Annotated in this window: 25 protein-coding genes and 1 pseudogene; 11 read left to right on the forward strand and 15 right to left on the reverse strand. The window is 70.4% G+C overall.

Annotated features, from left to right (window positions below):
• Nucleotides 1-114: 114 nt before the first annotated feature.
• Genes ASG51_RS15550 through ASG51_RS15560 form a run of 3 tightly spaced genes read left to right on the forward strand, consistent with a single transcriptional unit; the run spans nt 115 to nt 3692 of the window.
• A complete protein-coding gene (locus ASG51_RS15550; protein WP_056218353.1) occupies nt 115-2358 on the forward strand; it encodes a PBP1A family penicillin-binding protein in 2244 nt (747 codons plus the stop codon).
• A 15-nt stretch (nt 2359-2373) separates the two neighbouring features.
• Entirely contained in the window at nt 2374-3099 is a 726-nt protein-coding gene (locus ASG51_RS15555) for a DUF1214 domain-containing protein (protein WP_200941356.1), read from the forward strand.
• A complete protein-coding gene (locus ASG51_RS15560; RefSeq protein WP_056218356.1) occupies nt 3096-3692 on the forward strand; it encodes a hypothetical protein in 597 nt (198 codons plus the stop codon). Before ASG51_RS15555 ends, ASG51_RS15560 begins: the two co-directional genes overlap by 4 nt.
• 8 nt (nt 3693-3700) lie before the next feature.
• Here the strand turns inward: ASG51_RS15560 and ASG51_RS15565 are convergent, their stop codons facing one another.
• Nucleotides 3701-4531, reverse strand: coding sequence for a hypothetical protein (locus tag ASG51_RS15565; RefSeq protein WP_244480167.1), 831 nt, complete (start codon nt 4529-4531; stop codon nt 3701-3703).
• Between the two features lie 22 nt (nt 4532-4553).
• Nucleotides 4554-4766 carry a hypothetical protein gene (locus tag ASG51_RS15570; protein ID WP_056218358.1) on the reverse strand — a complete coding sequence of 71 codons (213 nt, stop codon included), beginning with the start codon at nt 4764-4766 and terminating at the stop codon, nt 4554-4556.
• A gap of 520 nt (nt 4767-5286) precedes the next feature.
• Between ASG51_RS15570 and ASG51_RS15575 the strand changes: the two genes are divergently transcribed.
• Nucleotides 5287-5580: a hypothetical protein gene (locus tag ASG51_RS15575; RefSeq protein WP_056381775.1), complete on the forward strand. Its 294-nt coding sequence runs from the start codon at nt 5287-5289 to the stop codon at nt 5578-5580.
• Between the two features lie 75 nt (nt 5581-5655).
• On the forward strand, nt 5656-6612 hold the full coding sequence (gshB, locus tag ASG51_RS15580; RefSeq protein WP_056381777.1) for a glutathione synthase: 957 nt from the start codon (nt 5656-5658) through the stop codon (nt 6610-6612).
• Between the two features lie 72 nt (nt 6613-6684).
• Here the strand turns inward: gshB and ASG51_RS15585 are convergent, their stop codons facing one another.
• The 4 genes from ASG51_RS15585 to oxlT are packed head-to-tail and all read right to left on the reverse strand — an operon-like array spanning nt 6685 to nt 11443.
• Nucleotides 6685-8241, reverse strand: coding sequence for an acyl--CoA ligase (locus ASG51_RS15585; RefSeq protein WP_056218367.1), 1557 nt, complete (start codon nt 8239-8241; stop codon nt 6685-6687).
• Nucleotides 8242-8261: 20 nt separating this feature from the next.
• Nucleotides 8262-9272, reverse strand: a complete 1011-nt coding sequence (locus tag ASG51_RS15590; protein ID WP_056218368.1) for a 2-dehydropantoate 2-reductase — start codon at nt 9270-9272, stop codon at nt 8262-8264.
• 55 nt (nt 9273-9327) lie between these two features.
• Nucleotides 9328-10092, reverse strand: coding sequence for a fumarylacetoacetate hydrolase family protein (locus ASG51_RS15595; protein ID WP_056381779.1), 765 nt, complete (start codon nt 10090-10092; stop codon nt 9328-9330).
• 4 nt (nt 10093-10096) lie between these two features.
• Nucleotides 10097-11443: an oxalate/formate MFS antiporter gene (oxlT, locus tag ASG51_RS15600; RefSeq protein WP_082487435.1), complete on the reverse strand. Its 1347-nt coding sequence runs from the start codon at nt 11441-11443 to the stop codon at nt 10097-10099.
• Between the two features lie 356 nt (nt 11444-11799).
• On the opposite strand from oxlT, the gene ASG51_RS15605 reads away from it, so the two are divergent.
• The 5 genes from ASG51_RS15605 to ASG51_RS15625 all read left to right on the forward strand — a co-directional run bounded on the left by ASG51_RS15605 (nt 11800) and on the right by ASG51_RS15625 (nt 14983).
• Nucleotides 11800-12012: a CsbD family protein gene (locus ASG51_RS15605; RefSeq protein ID WP_055946396.1), complete on the forward strand. Its 213-nt coding sequence runs from the start codon at nt 11800-11802 to the stop codon at nt 12010-12012.
• A 146-nt stretch (nt 12013-12158) separates the two neighbouring features.
• The gene (locus ASG51_RS15610; RefSeq protein WP_056381781.1) at nt 12159-12542 is read left to right on the forward strand and encodes a CsbD family protein; all 384 of its coding nucleotides are present in this window, start codon (nt 12159-12161) and stop codon (nt 12540-12542) included.
• A 158-nt stretch (nt 12543-12700) separates the two neighbouring features.
• Entirely contained in the window at nt 12701-13483 is a 783-nt protein-coding gene (locus ASG51_RS15615) for a creatininase family protein (protein ID WP_056381783.1), read from the forward strand.
• Nucleotides 13484-13722: 239 nt separating this feature from the next.
• On the forward strand, nt 13723-14331 hold the full coding sequence (locus ASG51_RS15620; RefSeq protein ID WP_056382064.1) for a sigma-70 family RNA polymerase sigma factor: 609 nt from the start codon (nt 13723-13725) through the stop codon (nt 14329-14331).
• A complete protein-coding gene (locus ASG51_RS15625) occupies nt 14324-14983 on the forward strand; it encodes an NrsF family protein (protein ID WP_056218382.1) in 660 nt (219 codons plus the stop codon). The genes ASG51_RS15620 and ASG51_RS15625 overlap by 8 nt, the downstream gene beginning before the upstream one ends.
• Before the next feature lie 61 nt (nt 14984-15044).
• Here ASG51_RS15625 and ASG51_RS15630 read toward each other — a convergent pair whose 3' ends face one another.
• The 6 genes from ASG51_RS15630 to ASG51_RS15655 form a co-directional block, all read right to left on the reverse strand.
• A complete protein-coding gene (locus tag ASG51_RS15630) occupies nt 15045-15920 on the reverse strand; it encodes an alpha/beta hydrolase (RefSeq protein ID WP_156389743.1) in 876 nt (291 codons plus the stop codon).
• Nucleotides 15921-16045: 125 nt separating this feature from the next.
• On the reverse strand, nt 16046-16900 hold the full coding sequence (gene dapD / locus ASG51_RS15635; protein WP_056218385.1) for a 2,3,4,5-tetrahydropyridine-2,6-dicarboxylate N-succinyltransferase: 855 nt from the start codon (nt 16898-16900) through the stop codon (nt 16046-16048).
• 119 nt (nt 16901-17019) lie between these two features.
• The gene (locus ASG51_RS15640; RefSeq protein WP_156389744.1) at nt 17020-17421 is read right to left on the reverse strand and encodes a hypothetical protein; all 402 of its coding nucleotides are present in this window, start codon (nt 17419-17421) and stop codon (nt 17020-17022) included.
• 272 nt (nt 17422-17693) lie between these two features.
• On the reverse strand, nt 17694-18008 hold the full coding sequence (locus tag ASG51_RS15645) for a hypothetical protein (protein ID WP_056218394.1): 315 nt from the start codon (nt 18006-18008) through the stop codon (nt 17694-17696).
• Between the two features lie 311 nt (nt 18009-18319).
• Nucleotides 18320-18778, reverse strand: a complete 459-nt coding sequence (locus ASG51_RS15650; protein WP_056276444.1) for a Crp/Fnr family transcriptional regulator — start codon at nt 18776-18778, stop codon at nt 18320-18322.
• Between the two features lie 164 nt (nt 18779-18942).
• A complete protein-coding gene (locus ASG51_RS15655) occupies nt 18943-19629 on the reverse strand; it encodes a response regulator transcription factor (RefSeq protein WP_056218401.1) in 687 nt (228 codons plus the stop codon).
• 345 nt (nt 19630-19974) lie between these two features.
• On the opposite strand from ASG51_RS15655, the gene ASG51_RS15660 reads away from it, so the two are divergent.
• Nucleotides 19975-20547: a L,D-transpeptidase family protein gene (locus ASG51_RS15660; protein ID WP_056381785.1), complete on the forward strand. Its 573-nt coding sequence runs from the start codon at nt 19975-19977 to the stop codon at nt 20545-20547.
• A gap of 441 nt (nt 20548-20988) precedes the next feature.
• Here the strand turns inward: ASG51_RS15660 and ASG51_RS15665 are convergent, their stop codons facing one another.
• The 3 genes and pseudogenes from ASG51_RS15665 to aceF form a co-directional block, all read right to left on the reverse strand.
• Nucleotides 20989-21468 (reverse strand): hypothetical protein, encoded by a 480-nt coding sequence (locus ASG51_RS15665; protein WP_056381787.1) that lies wholly within the window; start codon nt 21466-21468, stop codon nt 20989-20991.
• Between the two features lie 136 nt (nt 21469-21604).
• A complete protein-coding gene (gene lpdA / locus ASG51_RS15670; protein WP_056381789.1) occupies nt 21605-23464 on the reverse strand; it encodes a dihydrolipoyl dehydrogenase in 1860 nt (619 codons plus the stop codon).
• Between the two features lie 40 nt (nt 23465-23504).
• Nucleotides 23505-24833: pseudogene (gene aceF, locus ASG51_RS15675) on the reverse strand (dihydrolipoyllysine-residue acetyltransferase); the annotation flags it as partial.
• Between the last annotated feature and the right edge of the window lie 93 nt (nt 24834-24926).

Genomic DNA, 24926 nt, shown 5'->3' on the forward strand with positions numbered 1-24926 from the left:
CTCGCCCTTGTTGGGCGTTCCCATGAACGAAGCCTCGCGGCCGGGCGCGGGTGTTGGTAGGATCGCGCGGACCGGCGTCGTGCCGGAACCGGGTGCGGAAGGACTGGAACTCAGGTGCGCCTGCCCAAAGCGACCTCCCTCACGACACGGATCAAGCACGCCGCCCTCGCCTTCGACGCATGGGTGAACGCGAGCCTGTACGACGGCGGTCGCACGGCGGGAGAGACCTACGAGCGCTTCCAAGAGCGCATGAACGTCTTCTCGGTACGAGGCTGGAAACGCTTCGCCCTCGACCTGACCAGCGAGGGGGTGACCCTCGGTACGGGTGGCGCGGTCCTGATGCTTGCCCTGGCGCAGCCGGCCTTCAACCTGACCAGCGACAACTGGCTCAAGGCCCAGGACCTCGCCGTGACGTTCCTCGACCGCTACGGCACCGAGGTCGGACGGCGCGGCATCAAGCACGACGACTCGCTGAGGCTCGACGATTTTCCCGACATCATGATCAAGGCTCTGGTCTCCACCGAGGACCGGCGCTTCTACGAGCATTGGGGCATCGACCCCATCGGCACCGCCCGCGCGCTGGTGTCGAACTCGCGCGGCGGCGGCAACACCCAGGGCGGTTCGTCGATCACGCAGCAGCTCGCCAAGAACCTGTTCCTCACGAACGAGCGCTCCCTCGAGCGCAAGATCAACGAGGCCTTCCTGGCGCTCTGGCTGGAGAGCCACCTCTCCAAGAACGAGATTCTGAAGCTCTACCTCGACCGGGCCTACATGGGCGGCGGCACTTTCGGCGCCGTGGCGGCGGCGGATTATTATTTCGGCAAGCCGCTGAAGGACATCTCCCTGGCCGAGGCCGCGATGCTCGCCGGCCTGTTCAAAGCGCCGACCAAGTACGCCCCCCACGTGAACCTGCCGGCGGCCCGTGCCCGCGCCGGCGACGTGTTGCACAACATGGTCGAGGCCGGCTTCCTCACCGAGGGCCAGATCCAGACCGCCCTGCGCAACCCCGCAACACCGGTGACCCGGACCCGCGACATCACGGCGGACTACTATCTCGACTGGGCCTTCGGCGAGATCAAGCAGATGGCCGATGCGGGCCGCTTCCGCAGCGACCGCGTCCTCACCGTGAAGACGCCCCTCGACCTGACCATCCAGCGCCGGGCCGACGAGGTGGTGCAGAATACCCTGCGCCGATTCGGCGACCAGTACGAGGTTGACGAGGCCGCCATGGTGATCCTCGATCCGGACGGGGCCCTTCGGGCGATGGTCGGTGGTGCCGATTATGGCGAGAGCCAGTTCAACCGCGCCACCGACGCCCTTCGCCAGCCCGGCTCGTCGTTCAAGCCCTATGTCTACGCCGCCGGCCTCGCCTCGGGCCTGTATCGGCCGGACACGCGCGTCGTCGATCGGCCCGTCTGCATCGGCAACTGGTGCCCGCAGAACTACGGGCGCTCGTTCTCGGGCGCCACGACGCTCACTGTCGCGGTGGCGAAATCTATCAACACCATCCCGATTCAAGTCTCGATCGCCCTGGGCAAGGCGATGGGCATCTCCCATGAAGCCAGGGCCGCCGCCGCCGGGCGCAAGAAGATCATCGAGACCGCCCACGCCATGGGCATCACCACGCAGCTGACCGATTCCGTCTCCCTGCCGATCGGCTCGGCGGAGGTGAACGTCATCGACCAGGCCGCCGGCTACGCGGTGTTCGCCAATGGCGGGCGCAGGGCCAAGCCCTACGCGGCCATGGAGGTCCGCAACTCGTCCGGTGATGTGATCTACCGCCATGCCGACGAGCCGATGCCGCAGGTGCTGTCGACCCAGGTGGTCGCCGACATGAACTACATGCTGACCAAGGTGGTCGAGGAAGGCACCGGCAAGCGCGCGGCCCTGGAAGGCATCAAGGTCGCGGGCAAATCCGGCACCACGAATGCTTACCGGGACGCTTGGTTCGTCGGCTATACGGGCAATTACGTCGGCGCTGTCTGGTTCGGCAACGACGATCACACCTCCACCAACAAAATGACGGGCGGCTCGCTGCCGGCCATGACTTGGCATGACGTGATGGAAGTCGCGCATCAGGGTATCGAGCTCAAACCCATGCCGGGCCTGAAGGATCCGGGCCGTGCAGTGGCGCAGTCGGGGCAGAGTGCGGCCCCCGTGAACGCGGCGGCGAGCGCGGCCGGCAAACTTTCCCGGCGTTCCTTCGAGGTCATCGGCAGCATGAACGGCCTGTTCCGCCAGGTGGAGAAGACCTCCCTGAAGGCATCCGAGAAAACCTCCGCCCTCGAGCCCCTGAACGCCCCCGGCCCGGTGGCGGACGGGGTTCGCGCCGTCGGCGGCCGCGTCGGCACACCGTAGCCGGCGATCATGCGCATGACATTCGCCGAGACGGTGGCGCGGTTGCGTCCGGACCAGAGCCGGACGCGTTCTTCCGAGCTTCGGAGCCGGGAAGCAGGCCCGGTCTCCGGGACCGGCGGACGCCTGGCGCGCGCGCTGCGACGCGGCGTCCGCAAGGCTTCGACCGTGACAATGATGCTGTACGCCCTGGCGCTGGGGGCGGGCCTTGGCCTCGCGACCGCCGATTACGCCACGCGAGGTGGCTATCCCTTCGGCGGCGTGCGGGTGGGGGCCTGGACCGCCTGGCCGAAAGTCGGTTCCGTCGGTGCGGATCCCTACGCCCGCGCGGTCAACGCGCGGCGCGGTGAGATCCCCCTGGCGATCGGTGAAGGCATGCTACTCACGGCCGAACAGGACGAATCCGGACGGGCACTCGATGCCGCCTGCACCTACCGCGTGGCGGGCGTGACGCCGCCGGCCCGCGCCTGGACCGTGACGGTGGCCGGGCGCGGGCCACGCGACTCGGACACCGTCCCGATGCGCGAAGGCTTCACCGCCACCGAGATCCTGCGCGAGACCGACGGGCAGTTCGTCATCACCCTGTCGCGGGAGGTCCAACCGGGGAACTGGCTGCCGATGCCGCGCCCCAGGGGGCCGGTACGGCTCGCCTTGCGCCTGTACGACACGCCCGTGGCGGCCAGCGCGGGCAGCCTCGACCGCTCGGCGGTGCCGGCCATCACCCGGACCGGGTGCGCCGCATGACCCCGCGGGGCCGCTTCCTCGTCGCCACCCTGTCGGGACTGGTGCTCGCCGGCCTCGTGCACGGGGCCACCGTCCTGCTCATCCCGCGCCTGGCGGAATCCGATGCGCTGTCGCGGGCGCGTTCCGGGGAGAACCTCGACCATCCGCTGGCGATCAACACCGTGGCGGCCGGCGACGCCACCCCGCCCGTGGAGGCGTGGCTTCCGATTCCGGACCCGGCGGTGGCGGTCGGGCTCTGCGCCTATGATCTCTCCGAGGGACCGATGCGGGTTTCGGCCCGTACGGGCTCGCTGATGCTGTCCCTGGCGGTACATGGACAACGGGGGGCTTTCTACGCGGTGACCGACCAGGCGGCGGTGCGCGGCGCCCTCGACCTCGTGGTGCTCACCCGGTCCCAATACGACGAGGCGCTCGCCAATGCCGACGAGGACGAGGTCAGCCACGATGTCCGCATCGTCGCCGGCGACACCCGGGGCTTCGTGGTGGTGCGGGTGATCGCGGCCCTGCCGAGCCAGCGCACGGCGGCCGACGCGGCGGTACAGGCAGTCTCCTGCACCGTCGACAGCCCCGGCGACGAGAAGACCGGCGGCTGAGGCACTCCTCAATTCTTTGCGACGATCGGCCTCGGCGCTGCGACCGCGACCACGCCCTCCGCCTCCGGCAGGAGCCCGCATCGGGCCTCGGCTTCCGGCGGCACCAACGGATCGAGCAGGGGACGCCGCCCGTCGAGGGCGGCCAGGGTCCCTTCCACCGACACGCCTTCCGGCCCTGGCGCCTCGATCAGCAGATGCTCGAGAGCATAGCGGTAGCGGCGGGAGCGGCGACCGGTCTCGAAGCGGACCCAGGCGATGAGGCACCGGTTCTCGGCCACCCGCATGGCGGCTTGGCGCACATCGCCGTCGTCCAGACTCTTGGCGAAGGGCAGGCTGCGCAGGCGCAGGGCGTCGCCCTCCTTCACCCGCATCGCCAGGGCGGCGAATTGGGGGATCAGCCGGGCATCGGTGCCGATATCCTCCGACAGGCGCCGGTAGCGCGAGACCGGCGAGCGAAAGCTCTGTGCCATCAGCGTGTCGTGATAGGCCGCCGGATCGTCGGTCCGCCAGGAGGCGGGAAGCACCCGGGCGCGCGTGAGATTGGCGAGAATGTCCGTGAACGCGTCGTGCCCGGCCGCTGGCATGAGGAAGCGCCAGGCGCGGTCGCGCAGGACGCGTTCCTCATCGGTGAAGGGAAAGGCGGAGGCCGGCTCCTCGCGCTCCCGCGCCGCCAGGGTCCCGGTGGTCTCGATCAGGCTGTTCCAGGCGCCGGTTTTGGGCCGCCCGAAATCCCCCTCCTGCGCGCAGCCGGCGAGGAGCGCCGGGATCGCGAGGGGTATCAGGCGCAGCGCATGCAGCCGGAGGGCCTGCCGACGTCCGGTTCGGAATAAGGGCACCATGCGGGGGCGCGTCGGCCGGGTGTCAGGAACGGCGACGCAGGCGCGGCGCGGGAGCTTCCGGCTCGGGCATGCGCTCGTAGCGAATTCCGGTGAAGAGCAGAATGGCGCCCCGCGGCGCGTCCGCGTCCGCTCTCCGGAAGCGGCGCGCCGTAGCCGGGAACGTCACGACCGTGGCCGTCGGACGCTCGGGGCGGCGATCGGCGCCGCCGGTGTCGGGCAACCTGTGGGTGTTCATCGGCTGGTTTCCGATTCCGTTCGATCTCTGAGGCGAGCCGTCGCCGGGCCTGCTCCCGCCGCATCCGGGCCGTTCCGGTGTCGGGGTGATGCCGCCAGAGATCAGCATGGGGTGGTTAACGGAACCTTGCGATGGCCGGAACGGCTCTCTCTTCCGTGCCTCGGTCGCAGCGGGCCAGTCCGGCGTGGCTTCCCTGCCACGCCCTCGGCCCATGGCATGGCCCGCTATTTGCGACGGCGTGGGCTGCCCATGGCGGGCATTTCCTCCCTTGTACTCGGCCCCGCTCGCCCGGCGAGCGGGGCTTTTTTTGCGGGATCGGCATTACGGCGACACTTCGAACCCCGCCGGACGCGGGATCGACGGCATGGAACACGCGGCGGCGGGAGCGCTTGCTAAGGGCCGGTCGCGCCCGATATGCCGTGTCGCTTCCGTTCGAACGGCCTGACTTTTCGCGAACGCACTCTCCCATCCAACACATTTCCCTTTCGCACACCCCATTTCGATTGAAGGACACCGCCGGATGCGCGTGGTTATCTCCCAACTCTTGAGCTCGACCAGAGGACTCAGCACGGCCCTGCGGATTGCGCCGTTCGCCTTCCTGATGGTGGCGGTCAGCCCGGCCCAGGCCCAGCGTGAGGACCAGGGCCTTCAGCTGGGATGCGCCAACGACTATTTCCGCCTCTGTGCCGGCGTGGATCCCAATAGCCAGGATGCGGAGCGCTGCATGGATCGCAACCGCGCCCGCCTGTCGCCGGAGTGCAAGGCGGCCATTGGCGACTACGACCGCCGCACCGGCGGGAAATCGCAGAAGTAAGGTGCCGCACGGCACACCGCATCACGGGCGGGACGGGCAACGACGCTGCCCGTTCCCAGACAGAGGTTTGACAGCATGACCCTGACCGTCGCGGTGCAGATGGACCCGATCCAAACGATCCGGATCGCCGGGGACACCACCTTCGCGCTCCTGCTCGAGGCCCAGGCCCGGGGACACCGGTTGCTGCACTACACGCCGGATCGCTTGTCGATGCAGGGTCAGGTCGTGACGGCCCGCGTCGAGGCCCTCACGGTGCAGGACGTGGAGGGGGCGCACGCCACTCTTGGGCCGGTCGAGCGCATCGATCTGTCGAGCGTCGATGTGGTCCTAATGCGTCAGGACCCGCCCTTCGACATGGCCTACATCACCGCAACCCACATGCTGGAGCGGATCCACCCGCGGACCCTCGTGGTGAACAACCCCGCCGAGGTCCGCAATGCGCCCGAGAAGCTGTTCGTCCTCGATTTTCCCGACTTGATGCCCCCTACCCTGATCACCCGCGACAAGGCCGAGATCGAGGCGTTCCGGGCCGAGCACGGCGCCATCGTGATGAAGCCCCTGCACGGGCATGGCGGAGCTGCGGTGTTTCGGGTCCTGCCGGAGGACGCGAATTTCGGCTCGATGTTCGACCTGTTCTCGGTGACCTTCCGCGAACAATGGGTCGTGCAGCGTTTCCTGCCGCGCATCACCGAGGGCGACAAGCGCATCATCCTGGTGGACGGCGAGCCGATGGGCGCGATCAACCGGGTGCCCGCCCTCAACGACATCCGCTCGAACATGGTGCGAGGCGGGGCAGCGGCGGCTTCGGATCTCACGGAGCGCGAGCGCGCGATCTGCGCCGCCATCGGCCCGGAGCTGAAACGCCGGGGCCTGATCCTCGTGGGGATCGACGTGATCGACGGAAATCTCACCGAGATCAACGTGACGTCGCCGACCGGCATTCGGGCGATCAGGCGCCTCGGCGGGCCGGACTTGGCGGTCTCGGTATGGAACGCGATCGAGGGCCGCGTCGGCAAGGTCCTGTCGGCCTGAGGGGCGCCGAGGCTCGGACGGCCCCGTGTGGCAGGTCCGGTATATCCCAGACCTGCCCCGTTCGTTCCGGCGTCAGACCAGACCGAGCTTCTGCGCCAGGCCGATCCGCTGGAGCTTGCCGGTGGCGCCCTTCGGGATCTCGTCCAGGATCATGATCTTGGCCGGCACCTTGAAGGCGGCGAGACGCTCCGAGGCGAAGCCGCGCAACTCCTTCTCGACGAGGTGGTGTCCCTCGCGCAGCACGATCGCGGCACAAACGTCCTCACCGAGCTTGTCGTGCGGCATCGCGAAGGTGACGCACTGCGACACCGCCGGGTGGTCCATGAGAATCTCGTCGACTTCGCGGGGCGAGATCTTCTCGCCGCCTCGGTTGATGATCTCCTTGAGGCGCCCCGTGATGGTCAGGTAGCCCTCGGGTGAGAGCGAGCCCTGGTCGCCGGTGCGGAACCAGCCCTGCTTGGTGAAGGCCTCCGCATTGGCCTTGTCGTTGTTCTCGTAGCCAGACATCACGTTGTCGCCGCGGATGACGATCTCGCCGGTCTCACCGGCGGGCAGGGGCTCGCCATCCTCGTCCACGATGGCGATCTCCGGACCGGCCGCGAGACCGACCGAGCCGGCGTAGTGCGGGCGCGGCGGCAGCGGGTTCGAGGCCATCTGGTGGGAAGCCTCCGTCATGCCGTAGGCCTCGATCAGGGGTGCGCCGAAGACCTCCTCGATCTCCTTCATGACCTGCGGCGGCATGGAGGAGGAAGACGAGCGGATGAAGCGCAGGGGATTGGCTTCGATGGTCTCCCGGTTGCGGGAGGCGCGGCCGAGGATCGCCTGGTGCATCGTCGGCACCGCCGTGTACCAGGTCGGGCGGATCTCGCTCATCCAACCGAAGAACTTCAGGGCGTTGAAGCCCGGGGTGCAGCAAACCTGGCCGCCGGCCGAGAGCGGCGCCAGGATGCCGGCGATCAGCCCGTGGATGTGGAACAGCGGCATGATGTTGAGACCGCGATCCTCGGCCGTAAAGGCCAGGGTGGTGCGGATGTTGCGGGCCGAGGCGCAGACGTTCGACTGCTTGAGGGGCACGATCTTGGGGCGCGAGGTGGTGCCCGAGGTATGCAGCACGAGGCCGATATCGTCGGGATGGGCTGGGCCGCCCTGGGCCGCCGGGGCTGCGGTGGAGTCCTCGAAAGACAGGGTGAAGCTGCCCGCGCCTTCTGCCGGGGTGGGGGTCAGGCGCACCACGGGTACGCCCAGGCGCGCGGCCACGGCCACGGCCGGGCTCTCGGAGCCCGCGGCGACGACCAGCAGGCGAGCGTTGAGGTCGGAGAGGTAGAACGTGAACTCGTCCGCCTTGTAGCTCGGGTTGAGGGGGGCCGCCGTCGTGCCCGCTCCGATGGCGATGAAGGCGGCCGCCATCTCCGGCCCGTTGTCGAGGACGATGCCGACCCGATCGTTCCGACCGATGCCCTGCGCGTTGAGGGCCGCGATCGTCCGGTCCGTGAGCGCACGGAGACGGCCGAAGGTCAGCGGCACGCCACCGGGGCTCGACAGGGCGGTGGCCTCCCCGGCCCCCGCGCGGATCAGGGCGTGGAGAGTGGTGGCGGCGGTCGTCGGTGCGGCGGTCTCGGCCATGGTCATCGTCCTCGAATGTCTGGGGTTCAGGCCGGCGTGATGGAGAGGCGCCCCTGCGCCCGCTCCAGGCTCTGGGCGAGGAGGCGCATCAGGGCGTAGACGGTGTCGATATGGGGCGTCGGGGTGTCGGTGAGGCGCCCGAGTTCGATGATCGAGCCGACCAGGGCCTCGAGCTCGATTGGCCGCCCGGCCTCCACGTCCTGCAGCATCGAGGTCTTGTGGGCGCCGACCTTCTCGGCCCCCGCGATGCGGCGCTCGATGCCGAGCTTGAAGGTGACGCCGAGGCGGTTCGCGATCGTCTCCGCTTCCCGCATCATGTCGGCGGCGAGCGCCCGGGTTTCGGGAAACTGGCAGATGTCCACCAGGGTGGCGTGGGCCAGCGCCGAGATCGGGTTGAAGCTGAGATTGCCCCACAGCTTGAGCCAGATCTCCGCCCGGATGTCGCTGGTCACCGGTGCGCGAAAGCCCGCCTTGATCAAGGTCTGGGCCAGGGACTGCACCCGCGCCGACATCGAGCCGTCGAGCTCGCCGAGGCCGAAGCGATGGCCCTCCACCACCTGAACCACGCCGGGCTCCGTGAGCACGGCCGCCGGGTACACCACCGACCCGATGACGTGCTTCGGGTCGAGGTGCTGGGCGATGAGGCCGGCCGGATCGGCGGTCTCCAGGTGCGTACCCGTCAGGTCCCCGCCATACCCCTGCGAAAAGTACCACCACGGGATGCCATTCTGCATCGTCACCACCATCGTCTCGGGTCCGATGAGGTGGTGAAGGTCGGCTGCGATCGGCCCGACCTGATGCGCCTTGACGGTGAGGAGCACGATGTCGTGCTGGCCCGCCTCGGCCATGGACTTGGTGGCCTTCAGGTTCGTGACGTGGATCTCGGAGCCGTCCTCCTCGATCAGCCGCATGCCGTTTCGCTGGATGGCGTCGAGGTTGGCGCCGCGCGCGATGAAGGTGACGTCCTCGCCCGCATGGGCGAGGCGCACGCCGAGAAATCCTCCGATGGCGCCGGCGCCGACGATCGCGATGCTCATATGGGTGTCCTCAAAACCTGTCCTGATCACGTCTGCTTCGTGGGAGTCGGGTGTCTCATGAAACGCCGTTCGACAACACGCCGATGCCGGCGATCTCGACCTCTACCGTGGCGCCCCTGGGGATCGGGCCGCTGCCCACCGAGGTGCCGCAGGCGATGAGGTCGCCGGGCTCCAGGGTCATGTCCCGAGAAAGCTCGGCCACGAGTTCGGCGGGCCGGCGCATCATGTCGGCGAGCGGATAGCGCTGGCGCTCGCGTCCGTTCACCCGCACCGCCACATCGAGCCCCTCGGGATCGATGTCGGTGGCAATCACCGGACCGAAGGGGCCGAAACCGTCGAAGCCCTTGGAGCGTGTCCAGTGCACGAAGCTCGGGTCGGCCTTCAGCGCTTCCAGCGCGGTGACGTCGTTCACGCAGGTGTAGCCGAAGATGTGCGCGGCCGCCGTCTCCGGCGTGAGGTCTCGGCCGCGCCGGCCGATCACGATCCCGAGTTCGCCCTCGAACAGCAGCCGGCCTGAGCCCTCAGGCGCCGTGATCGTCTGCCCGCTGGCGAGGTAACAGCTCGCCGGCTTCACGAAGTAGAGCGGCACATCGGGCCGGGTGAGCCCCTGCTTCTCGGCCGAGGCGTGGAAGTTGTTCCACAGGGCGATGTACTTCGACGGTCGGCACGGAAGGTCGAGGGTGACCTCGGACAGCAGCAGGATCGCGCCGGTGGGTGTCGGATCGGCGAACAGATCGCCCGCATGAACGTGGATGGTCTCGCCGTCGAGGCGGCCGAAGCCGCTCGCGCCGTGGTGGAGGTAGCGGAGCCAGCGTGCCATCGGGTCAGCTCCGGGCGATGAATCGGGCGCGCATCGGCTTCAGCACGAAGAGCGCGAGGAACCCGGCCAGGAAGGCCATGCCGGAGGCGGCGTAGAACACGTTCTGCCACGAGCCGGTCTTGGCCTGGATCATGAGCAGGATCGGCAGGAGCAGGGCGGCGGTGCCCTTGGCGGTGTAGAGAAGGCCGGCATTGGCCGCCGCGTTCTTGTCGCCGTAGGTGTCGCTGCAGGTGGCGGGGAACAGCGAGTAGATCTCGCCCCAGGCGAAGAACACGAGCCCGGTGAGCAGCACGAAGGCCATCGGGATATGAGCGAACATGCCGAGCGCCAGGATGCCGGCGCCCTCGATCATGAAGGCGATGACCATCGTGTTCTCGCGCCCGATCTTGTCCGAGACCCAGCCGAAGAACGGCCGCGTCACACCGTTGAGCACCCGGTCGATGGTGAGCGCGAAGGTCAGGGCCGGCAGGGTAATGCCGATGAGCGAGACCTCGACCCCCGCGACCTTGAAGTCCTTGGCGATGGGAGCGAGGGAGGCGGCCGCCATCAGGCCGCCGGCGGCCATCATTACGAACATCAGGTAGAGCAGCCAGAAGACCGGCGTCCGGACCATCTCGGCGGTCGAGTACTGGCGCCGGGTGACGGTGTTCACGGTCGCGGTGCGGCCGGCCAGCATCCGATCCTTGAAGGCGGCGCTCGGCGAGACGAGGAGCAGGGCCGCCAGCATGACGACCAAGCCCTGGCCGAGGCCGAACACGAAGAAGGTGTGCTGGTAGCCGGAATCGCGGATCATGTTGGCGATCGGGATCACGGTCAGGGCCGAGCCCGCGCCGAAACCGGCCGCGGTGAGGCCGGCCGCGAAGCCGCGCCGGTCGGGAAACCACTTCAGGGCATTGCCGACGCAGGTGCCGTAGACCGCGCCCGCGCCGACGCCACTGATCGCGGCGGCCGCATAGAGCATGGTCAGCGTGTCGGCGTAGGAATTCATCACCCAGCCCAGCGCGCAGAGGGCGCCGCCGAAGATGGTGACCAGGCGCGGGCCATACTTGTCGACGAACCAGCCCTCGATCGGCACCAACCAGGTTTCCATCACCACGAAGATCGTGAAGGCCCACTGGATCGCGGTGCGTTCCCAGCCGAACTTCTGCTGGATCGGATCGACGAACAGCGTCCAGCCATACTGCAGGTTGGCGATCATCGACATGCAGAGCACGCCTAGGACGAGCTGTCCCCACCGGCCGAGCGGTGGCGCATCCACTTTCGCAGCAAGCTCCCTGCGGCTTGCAGCAACGTCGGCGGGCGCGATCGACGTCGTCCCGGGCGGGACAGGCGCAGCAGTACGCGCGGTCATGGGCGTCTTCCTTGACTCAACTCTTGTTTGCGGATTTCGGTTTTATCGGCAATTATTTTGAATTCAAGGAGCTATACCTCGGCCAAACCTGTGGTTCGTCTACAAAATTTTTGGGTTAAGCCCCTAAAAAATTTGAGATGCTGCTCAATCCGCGCATTCGGCCCGTAGATTTTCTTGCAGTGCAAAGGACGACGTTTGCGGTGCGACATCGGAAGTGCAGTGGACAGGCTCAGGCCAGGCGGGAAACTGTCGGATATGGAACCAACGGGAGCAGGCACCGTTACGCTTGCCAGACGACGCCGGGTTGCATCCTGCGACCGGACGTTCAGCCTGGGACCAACTTTACGGAGCGTTTGATGAGCAGCACGACGGACAAGATCAAGGGTCTCGCCAACGAGGCCGTCGGCAACATCAAGCAAGGCATCGGTTCGGCCACCGGCAATGAAAAGCTGCAGGCCGAGGGCAAGGCTCAGGAACTGAAGGGCGAAGCCCAGAAGACCGTCGGCGATGCCAAGGACGGCATTAAGGGCGCGGCCCAGAGCGCTGCCGACGCCGTCAAGAAGATCTGAGCGGATCGTCCCTTCGCCTCGGTCCCTGACGGGTCGAGGCGTCGCGCCGTCGGGCCGACCCACAGCATCATCGAAACAGTCCTGGCCGGAGTGCCCGCGCGCATTCGGGTGTTCTGACTAGGACCGAGACGAGAAGGATCTTCAAGATGAACCGCGACCAGATCGAGGGTGGAATCCGGAACATCCAGGGCCGCGGGCGCTCGGCCCTCGGTGCCGTGACCGGACGGGTCCGTCCGCAGGCCGAGGGCGCCTACGACCAGGCGGCCGGTGCCGTCCAGTCTGCCTATGGCCGGGCCCGTCATGCCGCCGATGACCTGCAGCGCGACGGAGCCCACCGTGTCGACGAGGCCCGCCACAGGGGCCGGGCCATCGCGGGTGCCCTCCAGGACCGCGGCCGGCTCTATCAGGATGAGGCCGTGCGACGCGGCCGCGCCGTTGCCCGCCGGGCCGACGAGAACAAGGGTCCCACCCTCCTCCTCGTGGCCGCGGCCGCCTTCGGCGCCGGCTGGCTCCTGCGCCGCACCCGCTGAATCATCGATCCATCGCCTGAGAGGCGGGCCGGGGCGTTCACGCGCCCCGGCCCGCTTCGCGTTCGACGGTGCGGCAGCCCCTCTTGGATGAGGCATGGTTTCCGTGGCACGCAGGATGGCGCGCAGCGTCTCGATCGCTTCGCCCGAGGAGAGCGGCGATGCCGATACGCCAATGGGCCGAGTTGACGACGGACGAGATCCGGTATCGCGACATGGGTCGCACGATCGCGGTGCTGCCCGTCGCTGCCATCGAGCAGCACGGCCCGCACCTGCCGCTGGCCACCGACGCGATCATCGCCGAGGGCTATCTCGCGCGTCTCATGACGTTGCCGGCCCAAGATCTCGACGTCCTGCTCCTGCCGGTCCAGCTCGTCGGCAAGTCGGACGAGCACGAGAGTTTTCCCGGGACCCTGTCGCTGACCACCGCGACGGCCCTGCAGGCCTGGACCGGGATCGGCGATGCCGTCCGCCGCGGCGGCTGCGGCAAGCTCGTCATCGTGACCTCGCATGGTGGCAACAGCGGCCTGATCGATCTCGTGGCGGGGGATCTGCGCGGGCGCCACGCCATGGTGGCGGTGACCACCGCCTGGAGTCGGTTCGGTTATCCCGACGGGCTGTTCCCCGAGGCGGAGATCCGTCACGGCATCCATGGCGGCGGTATCGAGACCGCCCTGATGCTGGCCCTGCGGCCGGATCTGGTGCGGCGTTCCGAGATCGCGGATTTCACGCCGCGCACGCTGGCGATGGAGCGGACCTTCACCCATCTGCGCGCGGGCCGTCCCGCCGCCTTCGCCTGGCGGGCGGAAGACCTCAACCCGGCCGGCGCCATCGGCGACGCCCGCCTCGGTACCGCGGAAGCCGGGGATCGTGCCCTCGACCACGGCGCCCGCGCCTTCCTCGAGCTCCTGCGCGACGTCGACCGCTTCCGCTTGGCCGAGTGAGAGGGCGACGATCGTGACGTCGGTCCCATGCGCTCCGTAACCTCCGGGAAGCCCGGCGCGAACAAGCCTGATGCGAGAGAGCCGACATGCCGGATGTCGACCTCTCGGATCATGGAGCACCCCCGATGGCCTGTGCCGTCCCGGCCGGACACGATCGGCCGACCCCGCAGGCCCGCGACCCCTTCGGCTGGGCGACGGTCGCCCGGCCCGCCGCGGCGGCCAGCGGGCGCACCGAGCGCATGAGCCGGGATCAGGCTCTGGCGTGCGATATGGCGGCCGCCCAGGCGGGCGACGCGGAGGCCTATCGCCGCCTCTTGCGCGACTGCCTTCCGGTGATCGCCGGACTGGCGCGGGCGCAGGGGGTCCGGGCGGAGGCGGTGGACGATGTGGTGCAGGACGTGCTGCTGACGATCCACCGGGCGCGGGCGACCTACGATCCGGCCCGGCCCTTCCTGCCCTGGCTGCGCGCCATCACCCAGCGCCGGGCCATCGACGGGATGCGCCGGGCGAGTCGCCGCCCGCGGGAAGTCCACGACCCCATCGCCTACGAGGCGGAGGTCGATCGCGGGCCGGCGCCGGGCCACCGCCTGGAGGCGCGCGACCGGGAGCGGGTCCTGGCCCGCGCCGTCGCCGCCCTGCCGGAAGGCCAGCGCCAGGCCGTGGAGCATCTCGCCCTTCAGGAGCGCAGCCTGGAGGAGACGGCCGCCCTGACGGGGCGCACCAAGGGTGCCCTGAAGGTCAACCTGCACCGGGCCTTGAAGGCCCTGCGACGGACGCTGGGATCGGGTTCCGCGGACCGGGACGAGGCCGCGTTCCGGCCGGGCGAGCGAGGAACCCACGATGTCTGACACGGCCCGCACGTCTTCGCATGACCGCCTGATGGACAGCCTCGCCGGCGGTCTGCGGCCCGTCCGGCGCCTGCCCGGGCCGGCCTTTCGGGCGCTCGCCTGGTGCGCGGCCGCCGTCGGGCTGGGGCTCGCCCTGATGCCCTTCGCCGATCTCGAGGCCCTGCGCATCCGCATGGCGGTGGCCGATCTACGCTACGCCGCCCTCGGCGCGGTGCTGACCGCCGTCGCGGCGGCGGTCGCCGCGTTCCAGACCAGCGTGCCGGGGCGCGCCTCCGCTTGGGCGCTCCTGCCCCTGGCGCCGGCCGCATTCTGGATCGGGGCCAGCGGCGCCGGCTGCCTGCGCGACTGGGCGGTCCCCGGTGCCGACCCCGCCGACATGCATCAGACCGGGGGGTGCGTCGCCTTCCTGCTCGCCGTCTCGCTTCCGTTGTCGCTGGTCCTCGTCTGGATGCTGCGGCGGGCCTGTCCCCTGCGCCCCAACCTCACGGCGGCGCTGGCGGGGCTCTCGGCGGCGGCGGCCGCGGCGGCGCTCCTGGTGCCGTTCCATCCGCACGACGCCACCGCGACGGACCTCGCCCTGCACGCGCTCGTGGTCGGTCTCGTGATCGGGGCCAACGGGCTCGCCGGCGGACGCCTGCTGCGGCGGGGCTGAGGGACGCGCCGGTATACCGGCGGGGTCGTGTCGAGGTCGCGGGGGGTTCGCCCCGCGCCGCTCAGCCGGCGCGGATCGCGGCCGCGACCTCGCCCGGATATTCCTCGTGCGGGCTGAGCGCCCCCGGCACCGAGGCCCGGGCGACCCGGCCGGTGGCGATCAGCGCGTCCATCTCGGCGCCGGAGCGGCGCGGCGCCCGCTCCGGCCGCAGGACCAGGACCGGCGGCAGGCCGGGGGCCTCGAACAGGTCGAGGAAGTCCCGGCGATTCGCGAAGGGGTCGAGGCCGCCGGTGACGAAGGCGGCGGTGCCGAAGCGGCCGCCGTTCTGGCGGGTGATGGCGTGCTTGTCGGCGATGACCCCGGGCGTGACGTGGTCGGGGTCGGCATAGACGTGGGCGCGCATCATCCGGCCGATGACGGGGCGGCTGATGTTGATGCGGTAGAGGGCATCGCCCAGGAGCGGCAACTCGACGGCCCGGCGCAGGCCGGCGAACAGGCCCCGGCGCTCCGGCCCGAGGGCGGTGGGCAGGGGCCCCCGCCAGGTCGGGGCGACGAGGACGAGGCGCGCGAAGGCCCCGGGATGGCGCCGGGCGGCGGCCACGAGGTAGCCGGCGGCGTGGCCGGCCCCGACCCCGAGGGCGTAGGGCCCGGGGGCCGCCGCCAGCAGGGCGTCCAGGAAGGCGTGCATCGTCTCCGGATTCATCGGCACCCGGGCTCGGACATGGTCGCCGAAGCCCGGCCAGTCCGGCACGAGGCAGCGATAGGCATGGCCGAGGTCCTTGGCCAGGGGCCGCATCTCGACCCGGGCCGAGATCGAGGACAGGGCCGGCAGCAGCAGGGCCTCGGGGCCGCTGCCGACGACGTCGTAGGGCGTCGGCACGCGACGCCCGGCGAAGGTCAGCGCGAAGCTGCGGGCGGAATGGGCCGGGTCGATCATCGTTACGCCTCTCCCTCGCATCCGGGCCGATGTCACCGCCACCAGATGGGGCATGGCCGGCCGCACCGGCACGCGACCGAGCGCCGCCCCGACCCCGGTCGAGCGACCCGGCGACGCCCCCGGGATCAGGTGCGCAGGAGTTCGTTGATGGCGGTCTTGGCGCGGGTGCCGGCATCGACGCGCTTGACGATCACCGCGCAGTACAGGCCCGGGCCGGGGCTGCCGTCGGGCAGGTCCTTGCCCGGCGTGGTGCCGGAGACCACCACCGAGTAGGGCGGCACGCGGCCGTACATCACCTCGCCGGTGGTCCGGTCGATGATCTTGGTCGAGGCGCCGATGTAGACGCCCATGGAGAGCACGCTGCCCTCGCCGACGATCACGCCCTCGGCCACCTCGGCGCGGGCGCCGATGAAGCAGTTGTCCTCGATGATGACCGGGTTGGCCTGGAGCGGCTCGAGCACGCCCGCGATGCCGGCGCCGCCGGAGATGTGGCAGTTCTTCCCCACCTGGGCGCAGGAGCCGATGGTGACCCAGGTGTCGACCATGGTGCCCTCGCCCACATGGGCGCCGAGGTTGATGAAGCTCGGCATCAGCACGGCGCCGGGGGCGATGTAGGAGCCGCGGCGCACGACGCAGCCGGGCACGGCCCGGAAGCCGGCCTCGCGAAACTGCTTCTTCTTCCAGCCCTCGAACTTCGAGGGCACCTTGTCCCACCAGGTCGCGCCGTCGGGGCCGCCATGGATGATCTCCATGTCGTTGAGGCGGAAGGAGAGCAGCACCGCCTTCTTGAGCCACTGGTTGACCTGCCAGTCGTCGCCGACCTTCTCGGCGACCCGGGCCTTGCCGGAATCCAGGAGGTCGAGGGCCGCGTCGACGGCCTCGCGCACGGCGCCCTTGGTGCCGGTGTCGATGCCGGCGCGCTCCTCCCAGGCGGTCTCGATGGTGGCGGCGAGGTCGGTGGGGGACGCGGGGTGCGACATGGGGCAGGTTCCGGCAACGGATCGGGACGGGCCCCGTGCTTACAAAAGCCCGTCCGGCCTGTCACCTTCGCGGCTGCGGTCCGTGGGGCGGCCCGGGCGGCCGTCCCATCCGGACGGGCTCAGCCAGTCGTCATGGGTTTGGCGCTGGCATGGCCGCAGGCGTCGTAGCGGCGCTCGATGAGGAAATAGTCCCTCATGGCGGTGTTGTAGTACTTGGCCGAGACGGCGACCTCGCGCCGGCCCGGGCGCCCCTCGGCGATGGCGCTGGGCACCCGCTCGATGGTGCAGCACTCGGTCTTGTCCCCGAGATAGTCGAGCCGGTTGGCATAGGCCCGTCCGCCGTGATCGCCGTTCCTGACGATGTCGCGGATCATGATGTCGACATAGGCCTCGTCGGGCAGGGTGGCGTTGGTCTCGTAGCAGACCAGCAGGCGGGTCGACTGCTCGTAGATCAGGTAGCCCGCGCCCATGACCGCCAGGGCGAAGAAGGCGACGGCCGCCGTCTGCGTCCTCCGGCTCATCGGTTGATCCTCCTGGCGCTCCGCCATCGCATGCCCCTCCGCCGGGCGACGACCCGGGCCCGGAGGCGCACGGGGCCCGTGCCCGTGAGCCCGAACCGGGGAGTCACGGGCGCCGGATGTCACGTCCGGCCGAGCATGCGCCCGATTCCATCACAAAGGGTTTCCGCGAGGCGGTTCGACCCTCACAACGGTCGGTCTCGCTCCGGGGCAAGGCCCCGGCTCGGACCGCCCCCGAGGGGGTCGCGGGCGACCGAGCCGGGGGCGACCGTCGTTCACTCCCCGTAGAAGCGCTGGATGCGCGCGGCCCGATCGGCGCGATCCGCGAACCGGGCGTCTCCGTCGGATTGCGCCTGCCGGACGGCGGCGGCGTGCGAGAACACCCGTGCCGCACCGAAATCACCGTGGAGCGCAGCAACGTTCGCGGCATGCACGTCTCTGCGAGACTGAATGGCACGAACATTCGCGCTATGGGCGGCGTGTTGCGCGACGATCGCCGTCCGCAGGCTCTCCTGAGCCTGCGCGGGCACCACGAGCCACGCCGAACCACTGACGAGACATCCGGCCAGGACCATTTTGACGCCGTTCATGACAGTGTATCCTCAATCTGATCGATGATCACCGATGACGCGACAGGCTCCCTCCATCCCGTCGGACGGATCAGGAGCCTGGGGCCGAGTCGGACTTAGTGTCTTTGTCCGGACTCGACTAGGCCTATAGCCTGTGGAAATCGAAGATCCCTCGACGGCCCGCGCCACGGGCGCCCCGCCGGCGCATCGCGACCGCGACGGTCCGTGGACCTGCGGCGGCGGTGACGAGGGCCCCGCGCCGGCTCCGTCACCGGATCGGGGGCGAAAGCCGTGGGCCGCCACGGACGGGGCGCGCGACCGGATGCGGGCGGCTACGGCGCGATGCGGTCGAACCGGTCGCCGAGGCGGACGAGGTCGCCCGCGAACGCGGCGAGGTCGGCGCGCAGTTCGCCGTGGATCGCGCGGGCGGCGTCGGGAAACTCCTCCAGCACCCGGCGCATCAGGGTCGGGGTGATGCGGACCACCTCGGCGGGGCTCGCCGCGTCGGCGTCGCAGGGACGCTCGCCGCGCTGGAACAGGGCCAGGCGCCCGATCAGGCTGGAGCGCCCGACCGTGACGGGGGACGCACGGTCCCCCCGCGGGGTCAGCGTCAGGGTGCCCGACATCACCACGAAGCCGCCGTCGCCGCGCTCCCCGCGCGCGAACAGGCGCTCGCCCGCCGCGAGGCTGCGGCGCTCGGCGGCGAAAGAGAGCAGGCGCAGGGCATCCCGGCCCAGGAAGCCGAACAGCGGCGCGGCGCTCAGAATCGCGATGTCGTCGTCGAGCCCCACCTGCCGTCCCGTCCTTGGCCGCACTGTCGGGGGAGCTTAGCCGAACCGGCCGGCGGGCGAAACGGCGGGGACGCCGCGCCGAGGCAGGCCCGGACGCGTCGCCGCCGGAGGTCGACGCCCCCGTGCGCTCCCCCGTGCGGGGGCCGGGATCGCCGGACGCTCCCCTACGGCAGCAGCTTGTAGCCGCCGCCCTCGGTGACGAGGATCGCGGCGAGCGCCGGGTTCGGCTCGATCTTCTGGCGCAGGCGGTAGATGTGCGTCTCGAGGGTGTGGGTGGTGACCTGGGCATTGTAGCCCCAAACCTCGGCCAGCAGCGTGTCGCGGCCGACCACCTCGCGCCCGGCCCGGTAGAGGAAGCGCAGGATCGCGGTCTCCTTCTCGGTGAGCTTCAGCTTCGAGCCGCGCTCGCCCACCAGGAGCTTGGCGCCGGGCCGGAAGGTGTAGGGGCCGATCTGGAACACCGCGTCCTCGCTGGCCTCGTGGCTGCGCAGGTGGGCGCGGATGCGCGCCAGCAGGACGGCGAACTTGAAGGGCTTGGTGACGTAGTCGTTGGCGCCCGCCTCCAGGCCCTCGACGGTGTCGTCCTCGGAATCCTGCGCCGTCAGCATGATGACGGGGCCGCGATAGCCGCCGCGGCGCATGGCCCGCACGGCCTCGCGCCCGTCCATGTCGGGCAGGCCGACATCCATCACCGCCAGATCGATCCGATCCTCCGTGACGCGGGTGATCGCGCTCTGTCCGTCCAGGGCGGTCAGCACGGTGAATTCGTCGTAGAGATCGAGCTGCTCCATCAGCGTCTCGCGCAGCGAGGCATCGTCGTCGCAGATCAGCAGGCGATGGGTATTCGGCATCGACCGAAGGACTTTCAGGCAGTTTGCAGGATCCGCCAGCGGTGTTCGGGTCCGCGGGCGGGCGGTGAGAGACAGGATCGACGGTGACGCCGCGATCCCGAGGCACGATGATGACACGCGGGCATCGTCTTGCCGTCAGGAAATCACACCGGGGTCATTAAACCAACAATCCGGGCTGCGCACAATACGGTTGTGCGCAGCCTAACACTGCGGAAACGGTGAAGCCCCAAGAAAAGTTTTAGCGGATGTAGCCGCCAATTGGTCCCGTCGCCGTTCCGCGCGGGGTGCGGCCGGATGGGGCCGGGCGGATTTGGCAGCCGCGCGGGCCCGCGCGATAAGCGCCCCATGAAGCGGACCCCGACCTCGACGCGGCAGCGTCCCCCGACGCCCACCGCCCTCCCCCGCCTGCGCGTCCGCGCCCTGGTGACGGACCGGAGCCGGGGCCAGCTCCTCGCGGGCGCCGCCATCATCCCCTGCGCCCTCGGGCGGAGCGGGATCGTGCAGGTGAAGCGCGAGGGCGACGGCGCCTCGCCCCGGGGCACGGTCCGCCTGCGCGGCGGGGTCTACCGGCCGGACCACTTCGCGAGCCGGCCGGCGAGCCCCCTCCCCCTGCGCCCGAGCGCCCCCGGCGACGGCTGGTGCGACGACGCCCGCGACCGGCGCTACAACCGGCCGATCCGCCTGCCCGCGCCGGGGGTCGGGCACGAGCGGATGTGGCGGGAGGACGGGCTCTACGACCTCGTGGTCGACCTCGACCACAATCGCGGTCCGATCCGGCCCGGCCGCGGCTCGGCGATCTTCCTGCACGTGGCGCGGGGCGGCTTCCTGCCCACCGAGGGCTGCGTCGCCCTGCGCCGGGCCGACCTCGTCCGCCTCCTGCGCCGGGTCGGCCCGGGCACCCGGATGCGGATCGGCTGAACCGGGTTCAGGCCAAATCCGCTGGATCCCTTCGGGAGGGCGGTTCTGGGCCTCGTTCGAACGCCGCGCGGGCCCGCAGGGCGGCGAGGCTCGCCGATTCCCCCCGATCGCCCCGGCAACCGGGGCCAGGCTGGCGATCATCGCATCCGCCTCTCTCCTCCCACGGGGCCGAGGCGGCGTGGGACGGGCGTGAACGCCCCCTGCCGAAAGGCGGCCGGCTCGGCAGATCTCAAGAAGAATTGCCGGCTCAGTAAGCGTGTAGCCGGCTCTTCCTGCTCGTCCCGGCCCGGTTGTTCCGGGGACCCGATCGGGCATTTCCAACGTAGGCGGCCTTCCCCGCGCCGTCGTTCCCGGAGCGCCGGAGGCGTGCAATCCGGAAACGCCGGCGGTGGAAAGGCTTGCACCACCGCGATCTCGTGGCCCGGCGCCCCGGTCCTGGGTTCAGGACGAGCCGGGTCGGCGCGCACCGGAGACGGGCGGACCCGCATCCGGCTCCTCCGCTCCCTGGCGGCCCTCCTTCAGCAGGTCGAGGGCCTGGGCCCGCATCCGCTCCCAATCGCCCAGGGCCCAGTCCATTTGCCGGCGCAGGAAATCCTGCTGCAGCTGGAGCATCGCGGACAGGGTCCGCGCGGCCATCAGGCCCTCCACCAGGGCGAGGTTGGCGGCGAGCTGCCGGTGGGTGGTGCGGGCCACCAGCCGGCCAGCGGCCTGCAGATCGGCGTCGAGGTCGGTGCGGGCCGCCCGACCCAAGGTGGCCAGGCGATCCAGATGGTCTTCCAGGGCCTCCGTGACGGCATCGCGGGCGGCCTCGGCGCGCCGGAGAGCCGGGTCTGTCTCGGGTGCCGGGCCGGGCTCCGGGGCCGGGCCGGGCTCGGGCGCGGGGCGGGAATCGGGTTTGGTCTCGGGCTCGTTCGATGACATCCGCGGGTCTCCCGAAGCCGGAGCCGGGACGGGCTCCGCGCGGACCGCGCCGGTCGTGGCGCGGTCCTGTCTTCCCGATGCGGCGCCCGTCCCGAAGGCGCTGCCGATCCCGAAGCCGCGGCGCGAACGCCCGGCCTCAGTGACCGGCCTTTTTCGGCCCGTCCTTCCGGGGCATGTAGAGGTCCGTGATGGTGCCCTCGAAGGCCTCCGCCGCCAAGCCGATCGTCTCCGACAGGGTCGGGTGCGGATGGATGGTCAGGCCGATATCCTCGGCATCCGCCCCCATCTCGATGGCGAGGGCCGCCTCCGCGATGAGGTCGCCGGCCGACGGGCCGACGATGCCGCAGCCGAGGATGCGGTCCGTCTCGGGGTCGAACAGGACCTTGGTCAGGCCCTCCTCGCGCCCCAGGGCCAGGGAGCGCCCGGAGGCGGCCCAGGGGAACACGCCCTTGCCGACCTTGATGCCCTTCGCCTTGGCCTCGTTTTCGGTCATGCCGACCCAGGCCACCTCGGGGTCCGTGTAGGCCACCGAGGGGATCACCTTGGCGTCGAAGGCGCTGGACTTGCCGGCGGCGACCTCGGCCGCGACCTTGCCCTCGTGCGTCGCCTTGTGGGCCAGCATCGGCTGGCCGACCACGTCGCCGATGGCGAAGATGTGGGGCACGTTGGTGCGCATCTGCCGGTCCACGGGAATGAAGCCGCGCCCGTCGACGGCGACCCCCGCCGCCTCCGCGCCGATGCGCTGGCCGTTGGGGCGCCGCCCCACCGAGACCAGCACCTTGTCGAAGGTGTCGCTGGCCGGGGCCGTGCCGCCCTCGAACGAGACCTTCAGCCCCGCCGGGGTCGCCTCCACGGCGGTGACCTTGGCCTTGAGGTGGATCGCCTCGTACTGCTTCGCGATCCGCTTCATCAGCGGCGTGACCATGTCCTTGTCCGCACCCGGGATGATCTGGTCCATCAGCTCGACGATGGTCACCTTCGAGCCCAGCGCGTGGTAGACGGTGGCCATCTCCAGCCCGATGATGCCGCCGCCGATCACGAGGAGGCGGGCCGGCACCCCGTCGAGTTCCAGCGCCCCCGTCGAGTCGAGGACGCGCGGGTCGTCGTGCGGGATGAAGGGCATCCGCACCGGCTCGGAGCCGGCCGCGATGATGGCGTGGTCGAAGCCGATCACGCGGGTCCGGCCCTCGTGCTCCACCGCGACCTGATGGGGTGAGACGAAGCGGGCCTCGCCCGTCACCACCGTGACCTTGCGCTGCTTGGCGAGGCCCGAGAGGCCGCCGGTGAGGCGCTTGACCACCCCGTCCTTCCAGCTGCGCAGCTTGTCGATGTCGATCTGCGGCGCGGTGAAGGAGATGCCGTGCGCCGCCATGGCGTGGCTCTCGTCGATGACCTTGGCCGCGTGCAGCAGGGCCTTCGAGGGGATGCAGCCCACGTTGAGGCAGACGCCGCCGAGGCTCGGCCAGCGCTCGACCAGCACCACCGACTGCCCGAGATCGGCCGCCCGGAAGGCGGCGGTGTAGCCGCCCGGCCCAGCCCCGATGACGAGCACCTGGGCCCGCATCGCCTCGCCGGAGACGGGGGCCGCCGCCGTCGGGGCCGGGGCGGGCGCCGCCCCGCCGGCGGCGGCGGCCGAGGAGCCGTAGCCGGCCTGACCCTCGCCCGGGGCGTGGCCAGGGACGCCCGCGCCGTTTGCGGACGCCCCCGCGCCCGCCTTGGTGGTGTCCGTCACCGTGGGCTTCGGCGCACCGGTGGCGGCGGCCTCGGCCATCACCAGGATCAGGTCGCCCTGGCTCACCGTGTCGCCGGGCTTGATCCGCACCTCGGCCACCGTGCCGGCCACCGGGGACGGGATGTCCATGGTGGCCTTGTCGGATTCCAGCACGATGATCACGTCGTCGAGCGCGATCACAGCGCCGGGGCCGACGCTGACCTCGATCACGGGCACGTTCTTGAAGTCGCCGATATCCGGCAGGTGGACGTCGTTGCTGCTCATCGGGTCACCTCGCTCGTTGGGTCGCGTGGGCCGGCCTTCGTCAGACGACGAGGCGCCGGACGTCCTCGAGGACGTGGGCGAGGTGGCGGGTGAAGCGCGCGGCGAGCGCCCCGTCGATGACGCGGTGGTCGTAGGAGAGCGAGAGCGGCACGATCAGGCGCGGCGCGAACTCGGTGCCGTTCCAGACCGGGCTCATCTTGGAGCGGGCGACGCCGAGGATCGCGACCTCCGGGGCGTTGACCAGCGGCGTGAAGGCGGTGCCGCCGATGCCGCCCAGGCTCGAGATCGAGAAGGTGGCGCCCTGCATGTCGGCGGCACTGAGTTTGCCGTCGCGGGCTTTGGCCGAGATCGCACCGAGATCGCGGCTGATCTCGACGAGGCCCTTGCGGTCGGCCTCCTTGATGACCGGGACGACGAGGCCGTCCGGCGTGTCCACCGCCACGCCGATGTTGTAGTAGCGCTTGAGGATCAGGGCGTCCTTCTCAGGCGACAGCGAGGCGTTGAACTCGGGATGCTTGCGTAAGCCAGAGACCGCGGCCTTGATCAGGAAGGCCAGCAGGGTGACGCGGTAGCCCTTGTCCTTGAGCTCCTTGCCCTGGGCGTCGAGCTCCCGGCGGTAGGCGTCGGTCTCGGTGATGTCCGACTCGTCCTGGTGGGTGACCAGCGGCACGTTGAGCCAGGACCGGTGCAGGTGCGCGCCGGAGATCTTCTTGATCCGCGACAGGGGTTGGGTCTCGATCGGGCCGAACTTGGCGAAGTCCACCGCCGGGATCTCCGGGATGCCCATGCCGCCGCCCTGGAACGCCGCCGTGCCGGCGGCCGCGGGGGCGGCCGAGCGGGTGAGATGGCCCTTCACGTCCTCCTTGGTGATCCGGCCCTTCTCGCCGGTGCCCTTCACCGCCGTCAGGTCGAGGCCGAGTTCGCGGGCGAGGCGCCGCACGCCGGGGCTGGCATGGACCTGGGAGAAGTCGGGCAGGGGGCCGGCGGGCGCGGCCGACGGCGCAGGCGAAGGCGCGGCGGGGGCGGCGCTCGGGGCCGGCTCCTGCTTGGCCAGCAGGGCGGCGCTGTCGGCGCCGGCCGGGGCCTCGGCGGCCTTCGCGGGGCTGCTCGACGCCTCACCCTTGAACACCAAGAGCGGCGAGCCCTCGCTCACCGTGTCGCCGAGCTTGACCAGGATCCGCTCCACCACGCCGGCGCTCGGTGAGGGCACGTCCATGGTCGCCTTGTCGGATTCCAGCGAGACCAGCGGGTCGTCGGGCCCGATCGTATCGCCCTCCTTCACGTGGATCTCGATGATCGGGATGTCCTTGAAGTCGCCGATGTCCGGGATCTGGATCTCGATGCCCACTGCGCGTTCTCCCTGGCTCTGAGTCGAGGCCTCTCGCGGGCCCCCTCGTGCGGTCGCTTATCGTCGATGATGGCGGAAAGGGTCGGGGCGCCGGCCGCGGGCGGGCGGCCGGCG

It is taken from the genome of Methylobacterium sp. Leaf465, assembly GCF_001424705.1.
Classification (GTDB): domain Bacteria; phylum Pseudomonadota; class Alphaproteobacteria; order Rhizobiales; family Beijerinckiaceae; genus Methylobacterium.

Bases quoted from the DNA above. Each gene is read 5' to 3' on its own strand.
- ASG51_RS15555 (WP_200941356.1), top strand. From the start codon at position 2,374: ATGACATTCGCCGAGACGGTGGCGCGGTTGCGTCCGGACCAGAGCCGG.
- ASG51_RS15560 (WP_056218356.1), top strand. From the start codon at position 3,096: ATGACCCCGCGGGGCCGCTTCCTCGTCGCCACCCTGTCGGGACTGGTG.
- ASG51_RS15565 (WP_244480167.1), bottom strand. From the start codon at position 4,531: ATGGTGCCCTTATTCCGAACCGGACGTCGGCAGGCCCTCCGGCTGCAT.
- ASG51_RS15570 (WP_056218358.1), bottom strand. From the start codon at position 4,766: ATGAACACCCACAGGTTGCCCGACACCGGCGGCGCCGATCGCCGCCCC.
- ASG51_RS15575 (WP_056381775.1), top strand. From the start codon at position 5,287: ATGCGCGTGGTTATCTCCCAACTCTTGAGCTCGACCAGAGGACTCAGC.
- gshB (WP_056381777.1), top strand. From the start codon at position 5,656: ATGACCCTGACCGTCGCGGTGCAGATGGACCCGATCCAAACGATCCGG.
- ASG51_RS15585 (WP_056218367.1), bottom strand. From the start codon at position 8,241: ATGACCATGGCCGAGACCGCCGCACCGACGACCGCCGCCACCACTCTC.
- ASG51_RS15590 (WP_056218368.1), bottom strand. From the start codon at position 9,272: ATGAGCATCGCGATCGTCGGCGCCGGCGCCATCGGAGGATTTCTCGGC.
- ASG51_RS15595 (WP_056381779.1), bottom strand. From the start codon at position 10,092: ATGGCACGCTGGCTCCGCTACCTCCACCACGGCGCGAGCGGCTTCGGC.
- oxlT (WP_082487435.1), bottom strand. From the start codon at position 11,443: ATGACCGCGCGTACTGCTGCGCCTGTCCCGCCCGGGACGACGTCGATC.
- ASG51_RS15605 (WP_055946396.1), top strand. From the start codon at position 11,800: ATGAGCAGCACGACGGACAAGATCAAGGGTCTCGCCAACGAGGCCGTC.
- ASG51_RS15610 (WP_056381781.1), top strand. From the start codon at position 12,159: ATGAACCGCGACCAGATCGAGGGTGGAATCCGGAACATCCAGGGCCGC.
- ASG51_RS15615 (WP_056381783.1), top strand. From the start codon at position 12,701: ATGCCGATACGCCAATGGGCCGAGTTGACGACGGACGAGATCCGGTAT.
- ASG51_RS15620 (WP_056382064.1), top strand. From the start codon at position 13,723: ATGAGCCGGGATCAGGCTCTGGCGTGCGATATGGCGGCCGCCCAGGCG.
- ASG51_RS15625 (WP_056218382.1), top strand. From the start codon at position 14,324: ATGTCTGACACGGCCCGCACGTCTTCGCATGACCGCCTGATGGACAGC.
- ASG51_RS15630 (WP_156389743.1), bottom strand. From the start codon at position 15,920: ATGATCGACCCGGCCCATTCCGCCCGCAGCTTCGCGCTGACCTTCGCC.
- dapD (WP_056218385.1), bottom strand. From the start codon at position 16,900: ATGTCGCACCCCGCGTCCCCCACCGACCTCGCCGCCACCATCGAGACC.
- ASG51_RS15640 (WP_156389744.1), bottom strand. From the start codon at position 17,421: ATGAGCCGGAGGACGCAGACGGCGGCCGTCGCCTTCTTCGCCCTGGCG.
- ASG51_RS15645 (WP_056218394.1), bottom strand. From the start codon at position 18,008: ATGAACGGCGTCAAAATGGTCCTGGCCGGATGTCTCGTCAGTGGTTCG.
- ASG51_RS15655 (WP_056218401.1), bottom strand. From the start codon at position 19,629: ATGCCGAATACCCATCGCCTGCTGATCTGCGACGACGATGCCTCGCTG.
- ASG51_RS15660 (WP_056381785.1), top strand. From the start codon at position 19,975: ATGAAGCGGACCCCGACCTCGACGCGGCAGCGTCCCCCGACGCCCACC.
- ASG51_RS15665 (WP_056381787.1), bottom strand. From the start codon at position 21,468: ATGTCATCGAACGAGCCCGAGACCAAACCCGATTCCCGCCCCGCGCCC.
- lpdA (WP_056381789.1), bottom strand. From the start codon at position 23,464: ATGAGCAGCAACGACGTCCACCTGCCGGATATCGGCGACTTCAAGAAC.